The following is a 19,231-nucleotide window of genomic DNA, read 5'->3' on the forward strand; positions in this document are numbered from 1 at the left end:
CTAAGGGGATAAGCACTTGCTGTCACTACTGGCTGCATCGGGCGCAGCGGAACCGATCTACTGGGAGAACCTGGGCCTTCGCCCCTACCTATTCGAGATCGGCTCGTTCCAGCTTCGCTACTATTCGCTCGCCTATCTTGTCGGCATCCTGCTGGCCTATTGGCACCTGTCCAAGATGATCAAGGCGCCCGGCGCGCCGATGGCGCAGCGCCATGCCGACGACCTGTTCTTCTACTGCACGCTGGGCGTGATTCTCGGTGGACGGCTGGGCTATGTCGCCTTCTACCGCCCTGAACTCTTCGGCACGGTCGACATGTTCAAGCTGTGGGAAGGCGGGATGAGCTTCCACGGCGGGGTCATCGGCGTGCTGGTGGCGATCAGCTGGGTTGCCTGGCGGGGCAAGCTCAACTGGCTGCGGATCTGCGATTACATCGCGGTCAACGTGCCGCTCGCCTACATGCTCGGACGACTGGCGAACTTCGTGAACGGCGAATTGTATGGTCGCCCGGTCGAAAGCGAATTTCCGCTCGCCATGGTCTTCCCGACCGATCCCGACCTGCTGGCGCGGCACCCCAGCCAGCTCTATCAGGCGGGCTTTGAAGGCCTGCTATTGGCGCTGCTGCTTTACGCGCTCTTCTGGAAAACCCGCGCGCGCTACCGCGCAGGGCTGCTGGTGGGCGTTTTCACGGTCGGCATGGGTCTTGGGCGTTTCCTGATGGAGTTCTTCCGCGAACCCGATGCGCACCTAGCCCATGTGGTGCTCGAAACCGGCCTTTCGCGCGGCCAGTGGCTCAGCCTGCCGATGATCGCGGTGGGCGTCATCGTGATCGTCTACGCACTGGTAAAACAGCCGGTTGGGGGAAGCGCCAAGGCCGCCGCGCCCAGCGCATGAGCGAGGCTGGCGACACGCCGCTGGCGGAGACGTTCCGCCGCCTGATCGAAAGCCACGGACCGATGCCGGTCTCGCGCTACATGGGCGAGAGCAACGCGCGTTATTACACCAGCCGCGATCCGCTCGGCGCGGGCGGCGATTTCACCACCGCGCCCGAAATCAGCCAGATGTTCGGCGAGATGGCAGGGCTGTGGCTGGCCGATATCTGGTCGCGTGCCGGGCGCCCGGCGGACGCGATCTATGTCGAGCTCGGGCCGGGGCGCGGGACGCTGGCGAAGGACGCGCTGCGGGCCATGGCCAGCCAGGGGCTGCGACCAGAGGTCCATCTGGTCGAAGGGTCCGAGGCGCTCCGCGCGCTCCAGGGCGGCGCGCTCGCCGAAGCACGATTCCACGACACGCTCGATACTCTGCCCGAAGACCGGCCGATCCTGTTGCTCGCCAACGAGTTCCTCGACGCGCTCCCGATCCGCCAGCTGGTGATGACCGAGCTGGGATGGCGCGAGCGGATGGTCGGGCTGGAGGAGGGTGAGCTTGCTTTCGTGTCCGGGCCGAACCCGATGGAAGAGGCGGTGCCCATGGCGCAACGCTCCGCGCCCGTAGGCACGGTTATCGAGACCTGTCCGGCCGCCGCCGCGCTGGTCGAAACTCTTGCCCGGCGGCTCGACGTGCAGGGCGGGGCGGCGCTGTTCATCGATTACGGCCACCTCGTGGCGCGCAGCGGCTCCACCCTGCAAGCGGTCAAGGCGCACGAGAAGGTCGATGTCTTTGCTGAGCCGGGCGAGATGGACCTTACCGCCCATGTCGATTTCGCCACGCTCGACGATCTTGCCCGGCGCGAAGGCAGCGTCAGCCTGCTCTCGACCCAGGGCGACTGGTTGAGTGCGATGGGTATCGGCCTTCGCGCGCAGAGCCTCGCCAGTGCGGCGCCCGAGCGGGCGGGGGATATCAAGGCGGCGTATGACCGGCTGGTTTCGCCCGACGAAATGGGCGCGCTGTTCAAGTGCATGGCGCTAACCGCCCGCGACTGGCCGCGCGGGGCCGGATTTCCCGAAGGGGAGCGCCGCCGCTCCGAGGACTAGCGGATGGCGATGCCGGCCCGCTCGGCCAGCCGGCGCGCCGCCTCGTCGAAAGACAGCTTGTCCTCCTCCCGGTCGACCGAGAAGTTCGCCTCGCGCATGGCCTCGACGTCGATGGCTCCGACCAGCGGCTGGAGCGCGCCGAGCAGGGCCTCATCGGCGCTCGTTTCCGGCGCGACCAGCACGATGGCGTCGTAGTTGGGAAAGGCGCCTTCCGGGTCTTCCAGGATCACGAGGTCGTCCGCCGCTATCCGCCCATCCGAGGTGTAGGCGCCGATCACATCCGCCTCGCCCGAAATCAGCGCGTTGTACATGAAGGTTGGCGAGAAGTTGCGCTGCGCGCCGAAACGCAGACCGTAAGCATCGCGCACCGCGAACCATTCGGGCCGCTCGAAGAATTCCGGATCGCCGCCGATGGTCATCGACTGGGCGCGCCCCGCCAGATCGCCGATGGCGGCAAACCCGCCTGCCTCTGCTGCCGCGCGCGGCATGGCGAGGCCATAGGCGTTTTCGAACCCCAGCCGGCCCAGCACATGGGTGCCGCTGGTCTCGGTTTCCCAGGCGACGATTTCGGCGAGCATGGTGTCGCGGTCGGGATTGTCCGCGCGTTCCATCTGGTTGGTCCAGATCGTGCCGGTGTAGTCAACGAGCACATCGATCGCCCCGGTCGAAACCGCCCGGTGCGCCACAGCCGACCCCAGCCCGTCGCGGTATTCGACCTCAAAACCTTCCGCTTCCAGCCGCTGGCCGATGAGGCGCGCGAGGATGTATTGCTCGGAAAAGCCCTTCGCGCCGATCACGATGCGATCTTCGTCGCTGCCGCCGAACTGGACGGTGAGCGCGGCGAGAATACCGAGCGCGACTGCGCCAAGGCCCCCGAAGGAGAGGACGCGGCGGCGCGTGGCGAGCCCCTTTTCGATGGCGCCGAGCAGACCGTCAGCCACAAGGGCAAGGCCGGCGCTGGCAATGCAGCCGGCGAGGACAAGCACCCAGTTCTGGGTCTGCAATCCGGCGAAGATCGGATCGCCCAGGCTGGGCTGCCCGATGGTGGTCGATAGCGTCGCTGCGCCAATGGTCCACACCGCCGCCGTGCGGATGCCGGCCATGATGTAGGGTGCCGACAGCGGCGCTTCGACGAGGCGCAGGCGTTGCCAGAAGGTCATGCCGACACCGTCCGCCGCCTCGATCACACTGGGGTCGAGATTGGCCTGCGCGGTCACGGCGTTCCGCAGGATCGGCAACAGGGCGTAGAGCGAAAGCGCCAGCAGCGCGGGCAGGAAGCCGAGCGTCGGGAGCCCCTCTCCGAAGAGGCTGCGCAGGCTCAGCAGGATCGGGAAGAACAGCGCCAGCAGGGCCAGCGCAGGGATCGTCTGGACAAGGCTCGCGAAACCCAGCGCCGCGCGCGCCACGGGCGGCGAGCGGCTGGCCCAGACTGCCAGCGGCAGGGCAACCGCAATCCCGAGCGCGATGGCCGATGCCGACAGCAGCACATGGGCCGCCAGCTTGTCGCCAAGACCGAGAAGCGTGGTCCAGATATCGCTCACCGGGCGAGATCCGCCAGCCGGTCGGCCTGCGCGCGCGGCACGGCAACGAGGCCCTGCGCGATCTCTCCCCCGGCACCCTCCAGCAGCGCGTGGGGTGTCTCGTCAGCGACAACTTGCCCGCTGTCCATGACGAGGACGCGGTCGGCCAGCAGCAGCGCTTCGGCCATGTCGTGCGTGACCATCACGGTGGTGAGGCCGAGGTCCTGGTGCAGTTCGCGGACCCGGTCGCCAAGGGCATCGCGGGTTATCGGGTCGAGCGCGCCGAAGGGTTCGTCCATCAGCAGCAATTGCGGTTCGTTCGCCAGTGCGCGGGCGACCCCGACGCGCTGGCGCTGCCCGCCGGAAAGCTCGTCGGGCAAGCGATTGGCCATCTCGGGATCGAGCTCGACCAGCTCAAGCAGTTCGCCAATCCGCACGGCGGGCATCGTCTCGCCCACCAGCCGGGGGCCGATCGCGATATTCTCGCCCACGCGCATGTGCGGAAAGAGGCCGATCGACTGGAAGACGTAGCCGATCCGGCGGCGCAGCGCAGCCAGCGGCTGGCTTTCGACATTCTCGCCGTCGAAGCGCACCGCGCCCGTGCTCGGATCGACCAGGCGGTTGACGGTCTTCAGCAGCGTCGACTTGCCCGATCCTGAAGCGCCGACCAACGCCACGAACTGGCCGGAAGGGATGGACAGGGAAACCCCGGCCACCGCCTCGGTCGCGTCATAGCGCTTCCGCACATCGCGGAATTCCAGCAGCGGTTCGTTCCCTGTGGTCACGCCGCGTCGTCGGTGTCCGCATCGGGAAGGACATACTCGACCCGCTCGAGCTCGATCGTGGTGCCGTTGTCGCCGGTCGCCTGCATCGTATCGCCGCGCATCCGGCCCGGCTCCCAGCAGCGCTCGACCGCGTTTTCCGCATCGGGAGTGAAGCACAGCACCGGGTCGCTTTCGGCGTTGGCGTGCGACCAGCTCCCTTCCTGCCAGGGGTCGCCATTGCGAAAATCGCGGTAGGTGCCCTCGGGGTCTAGGTAGGTCGTGTAGCGCGCGCCGTCCTCGGCCGTCACGCGCCAGGCCGTCGCGGCGAACACATCAGGAGCGGGCGATTCGGCCGGCGTTTCCTCCGCCGCGGGTTCGGGCGTCTCCGTCTCGCCGCCAAGCGCGGCGTTGGCCATTTCCGCATCGGCTTCGCTTTGCGCCGAGCAGGCGGCCAGGGGCACCGCCGCGAGCAGGCCAAATGTTCGAAACCGGATCATGCGCAACCTCCCTCTTGCGGGCCACCATAGGCAGGCGCGAGGAAGGATGCGACCCCTAGGCGCCGATCTTTGCCGCCGGCACGGTAATCTCCACATCGAGCCCGTCGTCGGAGAAGGTGCGCGTGAAGCTGCCGCCAAGCTGTCCTTCGATGGCAAGGCGCAGCAGGCGCGAACCGAAGCCGCCTTCCTCTCGAACGGCGGCGGCGGTGGTTTCCTCGAAGGAGTCGGAGGATTCCTGCCAGCTCACGACAAGCTCGTCGCGTTCCTCGCAAGGGTGCGCGATCTGGATGGAGACGGAGCCGCCGGGTTGCGAAAGCGCGCCGTATTTGGCGGCGTTGGTCGCGAGTTCATGGAAGATGAGCGCAAGCGGCGTTGCGGCGCGCGGGCCGATTTCCAGGTCCTCGCCGCTGATGGTAATCCGCGAACCCGCGGTTTCGTAAGGCCTCAGCAAGTCGCGCAGCAGGCCCTGGAGGCAATCGGTGGAGCGGCCGTCGAAGGGGCGGACATAGTCGTGCGCCGTGCCGAGCGCGCGGATCGCCGCGGTAAGCTCGCTGGCGAATTCGGCCGCTTCGGGCCGGCCGCGCGAACGCACGGCAATGAGGCCCGAGACAACCGCGAAGATGTTCTTGATGCGGTGCGATAGCTCGTTCGCCAGCAGGTCGCGCGATTCCGACAGGCGTTTCTGCCGGTCGATATCGATGACCGTGCCGAACCAGCGCGCCGCACCCTCCTCGTCGACTACCGGGACCGCGCGCGATTGGACCCAGCGGTACTCGCCGTTTGCGAGGCGCAGGCGCCACTCGTCTTCGAACAGCGTGCGGGTGCGCACCGCTTCGAGGAAACGGGCGAGCGTTGCTTCCCAGTCGTCGGGGTGGATGGCCGACTGCCATTCTTTGGTGGTGCGCGGCGGTTCCAGTCCGGTCGTCTCGCGCCAGCGCGCGTTGACGTAGTCGAATTCGCCTTGCGGGTTGGCCGACCAGGCAATGCCCGGCACGCTGTCGATCATGTTCTGCAGGTAGGCTTCGCGCCGGTTAACCGCGCTGATCGCGTCATCGCCCAATCGCTTTTGCGAGATGCGCCGCATGACCGCCTTGGCGAGGACCGACAGGGTTTCCTTCTGCAATCCGCTGAGGCCAAGTTCACGCGGCACGCGGTCGATGATGCACAGCGCGCCGAGCGGCGCCCCTTCGACCGAAACAAGGGGGTGGCCGGCGTAGAACCGGATGTGCGGTTCACCCCTCACCAGCGGGTTGTCTGCAAAGCGCGGGTCTTCAAGCGCATCGCGCACCACCATCGGTTCCGCGCCCAGCATCGCATGGGCGCAGAAGCTCGTCGGGCGCGGGGTCTCGCGCGCATCGATACCCGTGCGGGTCAGGAACAGCTGGCGGCCTTCTTCCACCATGGTGACCATGGCGAGAGGCGCGTCGCAAATGCGCGCGGCGAGATCGACGATTCCCTGGAGCTCCGGATCGTCCACCAGCGCGCCGGTCCCATGCGCCGCCAGGACCGCGAGGCGCTTGCCCTCGTCGCAATAGGCATCCGAAGGCGGAGTTCCTTCGGGCCACAGGATAGTTTCCTTGCGGTACATGATTGCGTTGGCGCGCCCCTTAGCCTCAAATAACGTCCCGTGCCTACCGCAAAAAGCAACTTTCCATGGCCTGAACGGTGATGCCCCCAATGCGTTTGCCCCGCACGGCGCACTCGGCTATCCGCCCGCCCGCATACGAATTTTCGCGAGCGCCCAAATTTCGCGGATTCCTGAGGAGAGACCATGCGCGCGACCCCCGATTTCGATTTCCAGCTTGGCGAAAGCGCGGAGATGATCCGCGAAAGCGTGAGCCGTTTTGCCGACGAGCAAATTGCCCCGCTGGCCGAGAAGATCGACCGCGAAGACTATTTCCCGCGCGAGGAGCTGTGGCAGCAGATGGGCGAGCTGGGCCTGCACGGCCTGACCGTCGATGAAGCCGACGGCGGGCTTGGCCTCGGCTATCTCGAACATGTCATCGCGGTCGAGGAAGTGAGCCGCGCCAGCGCCTCGCTCGGCCTTTCCTACGGCGCGCATTCGAACCTGTGCGTCAACCAGATCCGCCGCTGGGGCAACGAGGAGCAGAAGGCGAAGTACCTCGCCCCGCTGATCAGCGGCGAGCATGTCGGCAGCCTCGCCATGTCGGAAGCCGGTGCGGGGTCGGACGTCGTCTCGATGAAGCTGAAGGCCGAAGCCGTACAGGGCGGCTACATCCTCAACGGCACCAAGTTCTGGATCACCAACGCCCCCTACGCCGACACGCTGGTCGTCTACGCCAAGACCGATGGCGCAGCCGGTTCGCGCGGCATCACCGCCTTCCTCATCGAGAAGGACGACGAGGGCTTTTCCATCGGCCAGAAGATCGAAAAGGTCGGCATGCGCGGCTCGCCCACGGCCGAGCTCGTGTTCGACGATTGCCACATCCCCGAAGACCGCGTGATGGGCCCGGTGAACGGGGGCGTCGGCGTGCTGATGAGCGGCCTCGACTACGAGCGCGTGGTGCTGGCCGGATTGCAGCTTGGCATCATGCAGGCCTGCCTCGACACGGTCATCCCCTACCTTCGCGAGCGCAAGCAGTTCGGAAAACCGATCGGCAGTTTCCAGCTGATGCAGGCGAAGGTCGCCGACATGTATGTCGCGCTGCAATCGGCGCGTGCCTACACCTATGCGGTGGCGAAGGCCTGCGACAATGACCAGACCACCCGCTTCGACGCGGCGGGTGCGATCCTGCTGGCATCGGAGAACGCCTTCAAGGTTGCCGCCGAAAGCGTGCAGGCGCTGGGCGGCGCTGGCTATACGCTCGACTGGCCGGTCGAACGCTACATGCGCGATGCGAAGCTGCTCGATATCGGCGCTGGGACCAACGAGATCAGGCGGATGCTGATCGGGCGCGAGCTGATTGGGGCAGCGGGGTGATCTGGCATTATCTTGCCGTAGTCCTGATCGGCGGTGCCTTGGCTTGGCACATTGCCAGAGGCGGTCCTCGCTACGCGCTCGAGTTGCTGGCACAGAAGCGTGCTTCCGCTTCGGGTGGACTTTCTGACCGCGCGAACAAGGTCGTGTATGCGGTCGTCACAGCGGCTCTGGTTGCTACGGCTGCTTTGCTGCTGGTGCCCACAACCGCCTTTGTATTTGAGGTTGGGCTTGGTCTCGCCTTCCTCACCTTGGGAATCCTTGCTTTCGCGATGAATGGTGTTCGTGATTCTGGAGCACTGTTCTCTTTCGGCGTCGGCACGTTCACCTTGCTTGGAGCAGTCGCATGACAGCACCCGTTCTCACCTCGACACTCGACCGCGAGGCGCCAGACGCCAAGGCGCGCTTCGAGCACAACAAGTCGCTGGCATCCGACCTGCGCTCTTCCGTCGCCGAAGCCGCGCTTGGTGGCCCCGAGCGGAGCCGGGAACGGCATGTCTCGCGTGGGAAGCTCCTTCCACGTGAGCGTGTCGAGCGGCTTCTCGATCCGGGCAGCCCCTTCCTCGAGATCGGCCAGCTTGCCGCCAACGGCATGTACGAAGGCGATATCAACGGCGCCTCGCTGATTTGCGGGATCGGCCGGGTGTCGGGTCGTCAGGTGATGATCGTGTGCAACGATGCCACGGTGAAGGGCGGCACCTACTACCCGATGACGGTCAAGAAGCACCTGCGCGCACAGGAAATCGCGCAGGAAAACCGGCTTCCGTGCATCTACCTCGTCGACAGCGGCGGCGCGAACCTGCCGCACCAGGCGGAGGTCTTTCCCGACCGCGACCATTTCGGGCGCATCTTCTTCAACCAGGCGAACATGAGCGCAGCTGGCATCCCGCAGATCGCCTGCGTCATGGGCAGCTGCACCGCGGGCGGCGCCTATGTGCCCGCCATGTCGGACGAGACCGTGATCGTGCGCAACCAGGGCACGATCTTCCTTGCCGGTCCGCCGCTGGTGAAGGCCGCGACGGGCGAGGAGATCAGCGCCGAGGATCTGGGCGGCGGCGATCTCCACGCGAAGAAGTCGGGCGTTGTCGACCATCTCGCCGAGAACGACGAACACGCGCTCACCATCGTACGCGATATCGTCAGCCATCTGGGCGATAACCACGCGGCCGCCAAGAATGTCGAGATCAAGGACCCGCGCGCGCCCAAGTTCGATGCGGATGATCTCTACGCGCTGGTGCCCGAGGACGTGCGCGCGCCCTACGACGTGCACGAGGTCATCGCGCGCCTCGTCGACGGCAGCGAGTTCCACGAGTTCAAGCAGCATTACGGCAGCACGCTGGTCTGCGGCTTTGCGCATATCTGGGGCATGCCGGTGGCAATCCTCGCCAACAACGGTGTGCTGTTTTCCGAAAGCGCGCAGAAGGGCGCGCATTTCATCGAGCTCGCCTGCCAGCGCCGCATCCCGCTGCTGTTCCTCCAGAACATCTCCGGTTTCATGGTCGGCGGGAAATACGAGGCGGAAGGCATCGCCAAGCATGGCGCGAAGCTCGTCACCGCCGTCGCGACCGCCACCGTGCCCAAGGTCACCGTGGTCATCGGCGGCAGCTTCGGCGCGGGCAATTACGGCATGTGCGGCCGCGCCTATTCCCCGCGTTTCCTCTTCACCTGGCCCAACGCGCGCATCTCGGTGATGGGCGGCGAACAGGCCGCTAGCGTCCTCGCCACCGTCCACCGCGATGCCGACAGCTGGACCGAAGAACAGGCCGAGAAGTTCAAGGCCCCGATCCGCCAGAAGTACGAGGACGAAGGCAATCCCTATTACGCCACCGCGCGCCTGTGGGACGACGGCGTGATCGACCCGGTGCAAACGCGCGATGTCCTCGGCCTTGCCTTCGCCGCAACACTCGAAGCGCCGATCCCCGAGACACCGCAGTTCGGCGTGTTCCGGATGTAAACGGCGGGAAACCGCTGCATCCCTCTCGCTTTCCCTAGCGTAACTGCTAGGTCGTGCCTTCAGGGGAGAGTGAATTGACAAGCCCATACGTCCGCAAGCGGTCGCTTCTGTCGCGTATCGTGCGGCGGATCATCTGGTGGATCTACAAGGCGCAGGGCTGGCGCATCGAAAGCCCGCTGCCCAAGATCCCCAAATTCGTGATCGCGGGCGCGCCGCACACGTCCAATTGGGATTTCGTTTTCTTCACCGGCGCCACGGCGGAAGAGGGGATCGAACCCAGCTTCATGGGCAAGCACACGCTGTTCCAGGGGGTGATGAAGAACTTCATGTTCGACATGGGCGGCGTGCCGATCGATCGGACCAAGCGCGCAAATTACGTCGAACAAGTGGCCGAAGCCTTCCGCAAGGCGGACAAGCTCGCGCTGGTCATCGCGGCCGAAGGCACGCGCAGCTCGAACGGCGAATGGAAGAGCGGCTTCTACCACATTGCGCAGGCCGCACAGGTCCCGATCGTGGTCGCCTGGGTCAGCTGGAAGAAGCGCATGCTCGGTTTCAGCGAGCCGATCTGGCCGAGCGGTGACTATGGCCGCGACCTGCAGAAGATCGCCGACTACCTGATTTCCAAGCGCCCTGAACTGGGCCGCTACAAGGTCCTGGAGGCGCAGGCGAACCGGATTGTCGAGGAGGGCGGCGAGTGATCCTCGAAGCGCTGCTCGCGAACGCGGCAATCCTGCTTGGCCTTGCCATTATCCTGTGGGTCATCGCGCTCCAGATCGACGATGTGAGCTTCGTCGATGCCTATTGGGGCGGCGGCATGGCGCTGATGGCGCTGGTGAGCTGGCTGCGCCTGCTCGACCCTGGCGGTCTCGCCACCTTGCTTATGGGCATGACGGTGATCTGGGGTGTGCGCCTGTGCATCCATATCCTGCGGCGCTGGCGCAGCGAAGGCGAAGACAAGCGCTACGCGAAGATCCTCAGGAAAGACCGCGAGAAAGGCCGCTTCGCGATCGCTGCGCTGGTGAAAGTCTTCTTGTTCCAGTCCGCCCTGCTGTTCCTGGTGTCGAGCCCGGCGCAATACGGCATCCTCGAAGCCAGTTCCTCGACCCCGATCAGCGGCCTTGCGATGATCGGTTTCGGCCTGTGGGCGGTAGGGATCTTCTTCGAATGGGTAGGCGACTGGCAGCTCGCCCGGTTCAAGGCCGATCCCGCCAACGAAGGCAAGGTGATGGACAAGGGCCTGTGGCGCTACACCCGTCATCCCAACTATTTCGGTGACGCCTGCGTGTGGTGGGGTATCTGGATCGCCTCGGCTTCGGCCGGGTGGTGGGTGGCGGCCTGGACGATCGCCGGCCCGATCTTCCTGACCTTCACGCTCACCAAGTGGTCGGGCGCTGCCCTGCTCGAAAGCGGCATGAAGTCTTCTCGGCCCGGATACGAAGAGTATAAGGCGCGAACTTCGGCTTTCATCCCCTGGCCGCCCAAGAAAAGCGCCTCCTGAGCCCTATTGGGGGTTTAACCGCGGCGAATGCATCCCTAATTGTCTGCAGAGGCCGTTACGGGAGCGCGCAGGCGTGAGTGAAGACGACATCGAAACCATGCGCAGCCGCTTTGCGCGCGAAGCGATGGCGTTGATGGAGCGCACCGGTGAAGAGGTCACGCGCACGCGCCTCGCCGCCGAACTCAAGATCGCCCGCTCGCGCCTCGAAGTCGTGTTCCCCGAGGAAGGCGACCTGCTCGAGGCGGTGACCGGCGAATGGTTTGCGCCCAAGCTTGCGGTGATGGACGAGGTCATGGCCTCCGACCTTCCGCCGCGGCGCAAGATGTACGAGTTCTTCGCCCGCCGATTCCGGCTGTTGCGCCAGAATTTCGAGGACGATCCGGCGAGCTTCAATCTCTATGTCGAGATGGGCGAACGCTATTTCGAATACGCCCGGAGCTACATCGATCTTGGCGACCACTATCTGTGCGAGCTGATCGCGGAAGCGCAGGCTGAAGGACATCTCGAAGGCCTGCAGGTCGATACCGCCATGTCGATCATCAACCAGATGGTGAACTGCTACCTCCAGCCTTACATGATCGCCATGATCAGCGACAAGCTGAACGAAGACAAGCTGGCGCTTATCGTCGGGGCTATCTTCGACGGGCTGGACGCCAAGGACGGCGGCGCCCGCGGCACCCAGGACATTCGCGCGGCGTGAGCGCGGGCCGCCCGCGCAAGATCCTCTTCATAGGGCTCAACTACGCTCCCGAACCCATTGGCATTGGCCCCTACTCGGCGGGCCTGTGCGAAGGTCTGGTCGAGCGCGGTCACGAGGTGCGCGCCATTGTCGGCCAGCCTTACTACCCCGCCTGGAAGCTGTTTGACCGGTTCAAGGGCCGCTGGATGTCGAGCGTCGAGAACGGCGTCAAGGTGACCCGCTGCCCGCATTACATTCCGGCCAATCCCAGCGGCCGGAAGCGGTTGGCGCATCACATGAGCTTCGCCAGCAGCTGCTATCCGCCGTCGCGCATGGCGCGCAGGGACATGCGCCCCGATATTGTCGTGACCGTCGCTCCGTCGATGGTTGCGGCGCCGGTCGCCGTGCGGATGGCCCGCCGTGCGGGCGTGCCGCTGTGGCTCCACATCCAGGATTTCGAAGTCGGCGCAGCGCTCGCCACCGGGCTCATCGACCGCGACGGGCGCACCGCGCAAGCGGCGGCGTCGTTCGAGAACCGCATGCTGCAATCGGCCGATATCGTGTCGACCATCAGCCGCCCCATGTGCGAGCTGGCCGAGGCCAAGGGCGTGCCGCGTGACCGGATCATCGAAATTCGCAACTGGGCCAACCACCTGCCAGCCATCCAGGCGGCGAGCGGCCGTTCGCTGCGCGCCGAATGGGGGCTGGAGGGCAAGACCATCGTGCTCTATTCCGGCAACATCGCCAACAAGCAGGGTCTCGATGTGGTCGTCGACGCCGCCCGCTTGCTTGAGGGGCGCGAGGACATCGCCTTCGTGGTCGTGGGTGAGGGGCCGAACCGAATCAATCTCGAAAGGCGGGCCAAGGGTCTTCGCAATCTCCAGTTTCGCGACTTGCAGTCGCCCGAACGGGTCGGCTCGCTCCTGCGTATGGCCGATATCCACCTGTTGCCGCAGCTGGCCGATGCGGCCGACCTGGTCCTCCCTTCCAAGCTCGGCAACATGCTGGCATCGGGCCGGCCGATCGTCGCGACGGTCATGCCTGGAACCGGGGTTGCCCAGGAGCTTGTCGGTTGCGGCGTGATCGTGCCGCCCGAAACGCCCCAGGCGATCGCCGATGCGATCGCTTCGCTCGCTGGTCATGCGGACTATCGGCGCACGATGGGAGAGCACGCGATCCAGCGCGCCAAAGCAGCCTGGTCGAAGACTGCTGTGCTGGACCGGTTCGAGCAGCGCCTCGAAGAGCTGCTCGGCTAACGGCGCGTGCGGGACAAAATAAGTATTTTCCTACAGATGGTTATGTGAGTAACTGGATCGGCTCCTTCTTCTAGCTGGAGCCTGTCCATGATTGATGAACCCATCCCCGTCGAGGCGCCCGGTGGCTTCGCGCCCGCGTTTGCGCTGGGCAGCACCGACGCTGCCGGAATGCTTGCGCTGGTGGGCGACGAGACGCCCTTGGCAACCGTAGCCCGCCCCCCGCAGACACCGCCTGCCCTCGAGGGGGAAGCGACGGGTGCGCAAGTGGCCGGCCCGTTCACTCCCGCGCCCTTCGCGTCGGTCTTCCTCACCCTGTCCGGCGAATGGGAAGGCTCGGTCCGGGTGCTGCGTTCGAGTGACGGCGGCGCAAGCCAGTTTCCCCTCACGCTGGGCGGTGCGGGCTGGGCGCGCTTCACCGCCAACGCCTGCGAACCGGTCTGGTCCGAGAGCGAGGCGGGCGCTGCGCTCTACCTCGAGCTTGCGCCGACCAGCGGGACCATTGCCTACAGGCTGGCGCAATGAACGCGCTCGCGCTGCAGGCGCTTTCCCTTGCCAACCGCGAGGCGCAGGCGGCCCCTGCGCTGTTCGCGGATCTCGCGCAGCGTGCACCGGATCCGGATACGCTGGTCCTTGAAAGCGTGGGCCATGGATCACCGGGCCATGGCAGCGCGCGCTACGTTCACGATGCCTTGTGCGACGAGGCTTTGCGCGCCGCGCACCCGCGCTTTGTCCTGCGCTGCGCCAGCGGGCGCATCTTCCGATTGCAGGCCGAGGCAGGGTCGCTTTCGGTCGAGCAGGGCGGAGCGGCAGGAGACGGGTTGAGCAACGACCAGCCTGCAATCCAGGCCGCCATCGACTACGCCCATGCAATCGGCGCGCGCGAGCTGCGCTTCGAGAGCGCCCGCTACCGGATCGACTGCCCGGTGCGCACCTCGCCCGAGCGCGACACCCGCGCCGAGGACGGACGCCCGCTCGTGGTGCGCGCGTCGCTTGCCCTGCGCGGCTTCGCTGCAGAGCCCAGCATCCTCGACTTTCGCGGGCTTGGCGGCATCGACCCCGACGCCAACTGGCAGGTGGTGCCCTTCAAGAGCGATGATCCGTCCGACGCGGTATGGCGGGGCGGAGGCATCTTTGTGCAGGGCGATCCGCCGCCCACGCCGCCCGCACCGCGCACGGTGGCCCGGCTCGAACTCGACCGGCTCGTCCTGCAGGGCAACCGCCAGCACACCGGCAATTACGCCTGGCCTGCCGACCCGGTCACTGGCGATGGCTGGGATACGTCGGACAAGGCGCTGTGGGTGCAGGATTGCATGGTCGGCACCATCGTCTGCCGCGATGTCGACATGATCGGATGGCGCGGTGAGGCGCTTTACCTTGCAGGCCTCGACAACGCGGTCGAGCGGCTTGAGCTCACCCGCTGCCGCTTGCTGACATCGAACGGCAGCATCCTCAATCCGGGCGTGAATTGCGAGATCATGGCCGAAGACTGCGAGTTCGGGGACGGCTTCCAGGCGCAAGAGGATACGGGCAAGTCGCGCGCCCATTTCCGCAACTGCCTGTGGCGCGATTGCAGCCAGGTCTGGCTCGGCGGCGGTCACACCATCGGCGTCGGCTACAACGCGACCTATCCCACCCGCGACGCCGCGCTTCCCCCGCCGCGGACCACGCTCGAGCAATGCCATTTCGAGGATTGCGGCACGCTGTCCGTGCTCAGCTGGGTGCGCGGTACGGCGCGGCTGGTCGACACCCAGCTGGTGCTCCCCGGCAACGCGGCGATGGCGCTGCAGGATATCGATCTCACCATCGAAAGCGTGATCGACCGGCGTCCCAACTTCGTTGCCGCCTATCTCCACGGTGTGCCGGGACTGACCGAGCCCGTGCCCGGTGCGCCCGACGGTATCTACAGGGACCCTCCGAAGGGCGTTCGTCTCGCGATCCGGCACGAACGCACTGCGCAAGCGATGGCTGCGGGTCGTGTCTCGCACGGGGCGGAATGGACCGGATACATCGACCGATCCTGCCGCCTCGCTGTCTCCGGCGACTTCGCCGGCGCGCGTACGCCCAACGGGGGCGTGGTGCCGATATCGATGCCTTGTGTGGACTTTCAGGATGGCAACGCCGCGAGCGGCAGCAGCGCGCAGGGCTATTTCGTGGGTCCGGCCCTTTCCGCTTCGGGCGAGCTTGCGGTTGCAGGACCCCTCATGGCCGTGGCGGTCGGCGGGGCGCTTGATCTTGATCTCAGCCTGCCTGCCCATCCCGCCGGAGGGGCTACGGTCGGCTATGCCGACGGCCAGCGCCTGCGCCTGGTTAAGCAGGGAGGGGATGGCAGCGTGCGCTTCGTGAAAGGTGCCGCTGCAAGCACGGCCATGACGCAGACCCGCGTCCTGTCAGCCGCGCACGACTGGATCACCTTTCGCTACAACCGCGACCTTGCCCGTTGGGAAGAGACCGGCTTTGCCAGCTACGCCTGAGCGCCCTCTGCGCGCTGTTCGGCAAAGATGCCCCAGGCGGCGAGGAACAGGCCGCAGACCAGCGGCCCGACGACGATGCCCGACAGGCCCATCAGCGCGATCCCGCCCAGCGTGGTCACGAGGATGAGCCAGTCGGGGATCCCCGTATCTCTGCCGACGAGTATGGGGCGCAGGACATTGTCGACCATGCCGATCAGCGCGACGCCCGATACAATGACGACAACGCCTTCCCAGATCGCGCCGGTCGCAAGCAGGTAGACCGCGGCCGGCACCCACACGATCGCGGGACCAAGTGCGGGCAGGAGCGAGGCAATTGCCATGATGACGCCGAGCAGCAGCACCGAGGGGATGCCGACGATCCAGAAGGTCAGCGCGCCCAGAGCGCCCTGCGCCAGGCCAACCACGACCGACCCTTTGATCGTCGCGCGCACGATGGTGAGGAAGCGTTCGGCCAGCCGGTCCGCAACGCTCCGCTCCATCGGCAGGGCGGCGAGGATGGCGTCGCCGATCGCGCGCCCGTCGCGCAAGAGAAAGAAGCCGACATAAAGCGCGATGCCGAAGGCCAGCACGAAGCCGAAAACGCTCCCGCCGATTGCGATCGCCTGCTGGGCGATCAGGCCGAGCGAGGCCTGGACGAAGGCGGTAACGCGGGCCTGTACCTCGCTGAAATCGCCGAAGCCGGCGCTGTCGAGCGAGGCCTGGATATTTGCAGGCAACGCGCCGAAAACCTGTTCGAAGTATGTCGAGACGTCGACATTGCCCTCGCGAAACGCGACGTAGAGCCCCGCGGCTTCGTCCACCACGGCGCTGCCGATCCACAACGCCGGAAGGACCACGGCAAAGAGGATCACGATCAGGCTGGCCAGCGCGCTCTGGCTTTCTTTCTCGGGCCTTTTGGCAAGGAACCAGCGGTAGAGCGGCTGGAACAGGATGGCCGCCAGCGCCGCCCACAGCAGCGGGCGGGCAAAGGGCAGGACCACCGCGAGGAAGGCGGCGGAGACGAACGCGAGGAAAAGCAGGAATCCGCCCTGCTCGACACCCTTGGCGCTGCCTCCGCTCACCGGATCAAACGTCCAGGTTCGCGACGTTAAGCGCGTTATCCTGGATGAACTCGCGCCGCGGTTCGACCACGTCGCCCATCAGGCGGGTGAAGATTTCGTCGGTCACGTCCGCGTCCTCGACCTTCACCTGCAGCAGCGCGCGGTTGTCGGGATCGAGCGTGGTCTCCCACAGCTGCTCGGCGTTCATTTCGCCAAGACCCTTGTAACGCTGGATCTTCTGGCCCTTGCGCCCGGCGGCCATGACGGCCTCCAGCAGCTGGGTCGGCAGGGTGATCGCATCGTCATCGAAGATCGGGGTATCGGTATCGCCGTCCTCGGTCTCGACCTCTTCCGTTTCGGCAACGGCACCGCTGCGCACAAGGCGCTGGGGCGCGGCGTAGACATCAGCGAAGTCCTGCGCGATGCGGTGCAGCTTGCGCGCTTCGGCGCTGTCGAGGAAGGCGGCGTCGATCTCGTGAACATCGGTCACGCCGCGCCACAGCCGGCTGAGGCGGACCTTGCCGTCGGCGCCGATTTCGGCGCTCCAGCGGGCTTCGGGATCGCCCATCTGGAGATGCGCAGCGGCGCGGTCGAGCGCTGCCGAACGGTCGCCCGACGGATCGAGTGCGCCTGCCAGCGCCATCGCTTCGATGAGGTCAGTCTTGTACTTGCGCGGCACGAAGCCGAGCAGGTTGCGCATCCTCAGGCCATGATCGACCAGCGCTTCCAGCTCGCCGCCGCCGCGCGCGGCACCGCCCGCGCTTTCCAGCACGCGCCCGTCGAGGCCCTGCGCGATCAGGTAGCGGTCGTAGGCCGCCTGGTCCTTCAGGTAGACCTCGCTCTTGCCGCGCGTCACCTTGTAGAGCGGCGGCTGCGCGATGAAGAGGTGCCCGGCCTTCACGATCTCGGGCATCTGGCGGTGGAAGAAGGTGAGCAGCAGCGTGCGGATATGCGCGCCGTCGACGTCGGCGTCGGTCATGATCACGATCTTGTGATAGCGCAGTTTCTCGAGGTCGAATTCGTCGCGCAGGCCCGTGCCCATCGCCTGGATCAGCGTGCCGACTTCCTTCGACGAAATGATCCGGTCGAAGCGCGCGCGCTCGACGTTGAGGATCTTGCCCTTCAGCGGAAGGATGGCTTGCGTCTTGCGGTCGCGGCCCTGCTTTGCGGAGCCGCCTGCGGAATCACCCTCGACCAGGAAGAGTTCGCAGTTTTCCGGATTGCGATCCTGGCAGTCGGCGAGCTTGCCGGGGAGCGAGGCGATGCTCATCGCGCCCTTGCGGCTCATCTCTCGCGCGCGGCGCGCCGCTTCGCGGGCGGCTGCGGCGTCGATCACCTTCTGGACGATGGCCTTGGCCTCGTTGGGGTTCTCTTCGAGCCATTCGCCCATCTTTTCGCCCATAAGGCCTTCCAGCGGCTGGCGGACTTCCGAGCTGACCAGTTTGTCCTTGGTCTGCGAGGAGAACTTGGGATCGGGCAGCTTGACCGAGACGATCGCCGTGAGGCCCTCGCGCATATCCTCGCCCGAAAGCGACACCTTCTCTTTTTTCATCAGCCCGCTCGCGCTCGCGTAATTGTTGAGCGTGCGCGTCAGCGCGGTGCGGAAGGCGGCGAGATGCGTTCCCCCGTCGCGCTGGGGGATGTTGTTGGTGAAGGTGAGGACGTTCTCGTAATAGCTGTCGTTCCATTCGAGCGCGACGTCGATGCCGATGCCGTCCTTTTCGGCCGACACGGCGATCGGATCGGAGACCAGCGCCTGCTTGTTGCGGTCGAGGTATTTCACGAAAGCCGCGATGCCGCCTTCGTAGAACAGGTCGTGCTCCTGGATCTCCTCGCTGCGCGTGTCGCGCAGGAGGATGCGGACGCCCGAATTGAGGAAGGCGAGCTCGCGGTAGCGGTGCTCGAGCTTGTCGAAATCGAACTCGGTGACGTTCTTGAACGTCTCTTCCGAGGCCTTGAAGGTCACGCGCGTGCCTTTCTTCAGCCCGTTTTCATCGCCGTTGGAAGCGACCGGCGGCGCATCACCCACGACGCGCAAGCTCTCCACCGCATCGCCGTGCTCGAAGCGCATCCAGTGTTCCTTGCCGTCGCGCCAGATGGTCAGTTCGAGCCATTCGGATAGCGCGTTCACCACCGAAACGCCCACCCCGTGGAGGCCGCCCGACACCTTGTAGGCGTTGTCGTCGCTGGTGTTTTCGAACTTACCGCCCGCGTGCAGCTGGGTCATGATGACCTCTGCCGCCGACACGCCTTCTTCCTTGTGCATGTCGACCGGGATGCCGCGGCCATTGTCCTCGACCGAGACGCTGCCGTCGGCATTGAGTTCGATCAGGACGAGGTCGCAATGGCCCGCCAGCGCTTCGTCGATGGCGTTGTCCGATACCTCGAACACCATGTGGTGGAGGCCGCTGCCATCGTCGGTATCGCCGATATACATGCCGGGGCGCTTGCGCACCGCATCCAGCCCCTTGAGAACCTTGATGGAATCCGCGCCGTATTCGCCCTTGCGCTTGCTTTCGCCGCCGGCGTTTTCAGCCGGGTTTTCGGTGTTGTCAGTCATGCCCATGATATAGGCGCGCGAGGGCCGAATCCCAAGCATCACGGCACGAAGGGCGCGGTTTATCCACCGCGCCCTTCGCCCCT

The 19,231-nt window shown here is 65.8% G+C and carries 17 protein-coding genes; 11 read left to right on the forward strand and 6 right to left on the reverse strand.

Going from position 1 to position 19,231, the window contains the following annotated elements:
- The first annotated feature begins 16 nt into the window (after positions 1–16).
- On the forward strand, positions 17–892 hold the full coding sequence (gene lgt / locus KUV82_RS01955) for a prolipoprotein diacylglyceryl transferase (protein WP_219955234.1): 876 nt from the start codon (positions 17–19) through the stop codon (positions 890–892).
- Entirely contained in the window at positions 889–1,971 is a 1,083-nt protein-coding gene (locus KUV82_RS01960; RefSeq protein ID WP_219955235.1) for a class I SAM-dependent methyltransferase, read from the forward strand. The genes lgt and KUV82_RS01960 overlap by 4 nt, the downstream gene beginning before the upstream one ends.
- Here KUV82_RS01960 and KUV82_RS01965 read toward each other — a convergent pair.
- The 4 genes from KUV82_RS01965 to KUV82_RS01980 are packed head-to-tail and all read right to left on the reverse strand — an operon-like array spanning position 1,968 to position 6,340.
- Entirely contained in the window at positions 1,968–3,512 is a 1,545-nt protein-coding gene (locus KUV82_RS01965) for an ABC transporter permease/substrate-binding protein (RefSeq protein WP_219955236.1), read from the reverse strand. The two genes, KUV82_RS01960 and KUV82_RS01965, sit on opposite strands and share 4 nt — an antisense overlap.
- On the reverse strand, positions 3,509–4,276 hold the full coding sequence (locus KUV82_RS01970) for an ATP-binding cassette domain-containing protein (RefSeq protein ID WP_219955237.1): 768 nt from the start codon (positions 4,274–4,276) through the stop codon (positions 3,509–3,511). Before KUV82_RS01970 ends, KUV82_RS01965 begins: the two co-directional genes overlap by 4 nt.
- Entirely contained in the window at positions 4,273–4,752 is a 480-nt protein-coding gene (locus KUV82_RS01975; protein WP_219955238.1) for a hypothetical protein, read from the reverse strand. The genes KUV82_RS01970 and KUV82_RS01975 overlap by 4 nt, the downstream gene beginning before the upstream one ends.
- A 55-nt stretch (positions 4,753–4,807) precedes the next feature.
- Positions 4,808–6,340: a PAS domain-containing protein gene (locus tag KUV82_RS01980; RefSeq protein WP_219955239.1), complete on the reverse strand. Its 1,533-nt coding sequence runs from the start codon at positions 6,338–6,340 to the stop codon at positions 4,808–4,810.
- Between the two features lie 183 nt (positions 6,341–6,523).
- Between KUV82_RS01980 and KUV82_RS01985 the strand changes: the two genes are divergently transcribed.
- From KUV82_RS01985 to KUV82_RS02025, 9 genes are all read left to right on the forward strand, one after another.
- Positions 6,524–7,693, forward strand: coding sequence for an isovaleryl-CoA dehydrogenase (locus tag KUV82_RS01985; RefSeq protein WP_219955240.1), 1,170 nt, complete (start codon positions 6,524–6,526; stop codon positions 7,691–7,693).
- Positions 7,690–8,040: a hypothetical protein gene (locus KUV82_RS01990; protein WP_219955241.1), complete on the forward strand. Its 351-nt coding sequence runs from the start codon at positions 7,690–7,692 to the stop codon at positions 8,038–8,040. Before KUV82_RS01985 ends, KUV82_RS01990 begins: the two co-directional genes overlap by 4 nt.
- Positions 8,037–9,644: a carboxyl transferase domain-containing protein gene (locus KUV82_RS01995; protein ID WP_219955242.1), complete on the forward strand. Its 1,608-nt coding sequence runs from the start codon at positions 8,037–8,039 to the stop codon at positions 9,642–9,644. The genes KUV82_RS01990 and KUV82_RS01995 overlap by 4 nt, the downstream gene beginning before the upstream one ends.
- A 74-nt stretch (positions 9,645–9,718) precedes the next feature.
- Positions 9,719–10,342 (forward strand): 1-acyl-sn-glycerol-3-phosphate acyltransferase, encoded by a 624-nt coding sequence (locus KUV82_RS02000; protein ID WP_219955243.1) that lies wholly within the window; start codon positions 9,719–9,721, stop codon positions 10,340–10,342.
- Entirely contained in the window at positions 10,339–11,142 is an 804-nt protein-coding gene (locus tag KUV82_RS02005) for a DUF1295 domain-containing protein (RefSeq protein WP_309148090.1), read from the forward strand. Before KUV82_RS02000 ends, KUV82_RS02005 begins: the two co-directional genes overlap by 4 nt.
- A 73-nt stretch (positions 11,143–11,215) precedes the next feature.
- Positions 11,216–11,842, forward strand: a complete 627-nt coding sequence (locus KUV82_RS02010) for a hypothetical protein (protein WP_258319803.1) — start codon at positions 11,216–11,218, stop codon at positions 11,840–11,842.
- On the forward strand, positions 11,839–13,077 hold the full coding sequence (locus KUV82_RS02015; RefSeq protein ID WP_219955244.1) for a WcaI family glycosyltransferase: 1,239 nt from the start codon (positions 11,839–11,841) through the stop codon (positions 13,075–13,077). The genes KUV82_RS02010 and KUV82_RS02015 overlap by 4 nt, the downstream gene beginning before the upstream one ends.
- A gap of 87 nt (positions 13,078–13,164) precedes the next feature.
- Entirely contained in the window at positions 13,165–13,599 is a 435-nt protein-coding gene (locus KUV82_RS02020; RefSeq protein WP_219955245.1) for a hypothetical protein, read from the forward strand.
- The gene (locus KUV82_RS02025) at positions 13,596–15,548 is read left to right on the forward strand and encodes a hypothetical protein (RefSeq protein WP_219955246.1); all 1,953 of its coding nucleotides are present in this window, start codon (positions 13,596–13,598) and stop codon (positions 15,546–15,548) included. Before KUV82_RS02020 ends, KUV82_RS02025 begins: the two co-directional genes overlap by 4 nt.
- On the opposite strand, the gene KUV82_RS02030 is transcribed toward KUV82_RS02025, so the two are convergent.
- Positions 15,539–16,609 (reverse strand): AI-2E family transporter, encoded by a 1,071-nt coding sequence (locus KUV82_RS02030; RefSeq protein ID WP_219955247.1) that lies wholly within the window; start codon positions 16,607–16,609, stop codon positions 15,539–15,541. The genes KUV82_RS02025 and KUV82_RS02030 overlap by 10 nt on opposite strands.
- Positions 16,610–16,613: 4 nt before the next feature.
- Positions 16,614–19,148 carry a DNA topoisomerase (ATP-hydrolyzing) subunit B gene (gyrB, locus tag KUV82_RS02035; RefSeq protein ID WP_219955248.1) on the reverse strand — a complete coding sequence of 845 codons (2,535 nt, stop codon included), beginning with the start codon at positions 19,146–19,148 and terminating at the stop codon, positions 16,614–16,616.
- Between the last annotated feature and the right edge of the window lie 83 nt (positions 19,149–19,231).

The sequence above is a fragment of the Qipengyuania flava genome (genome assembly GCF_019448255.1).
In the GTDB taxonomy this organism is placed as follows: domain Bacteria; phylum Pseudomonadota; class Alphaproteobacteria; order Sphingomonadales; family Sphingomonadaceae; genus Qipengyuania; species Qipengyuania flava_A.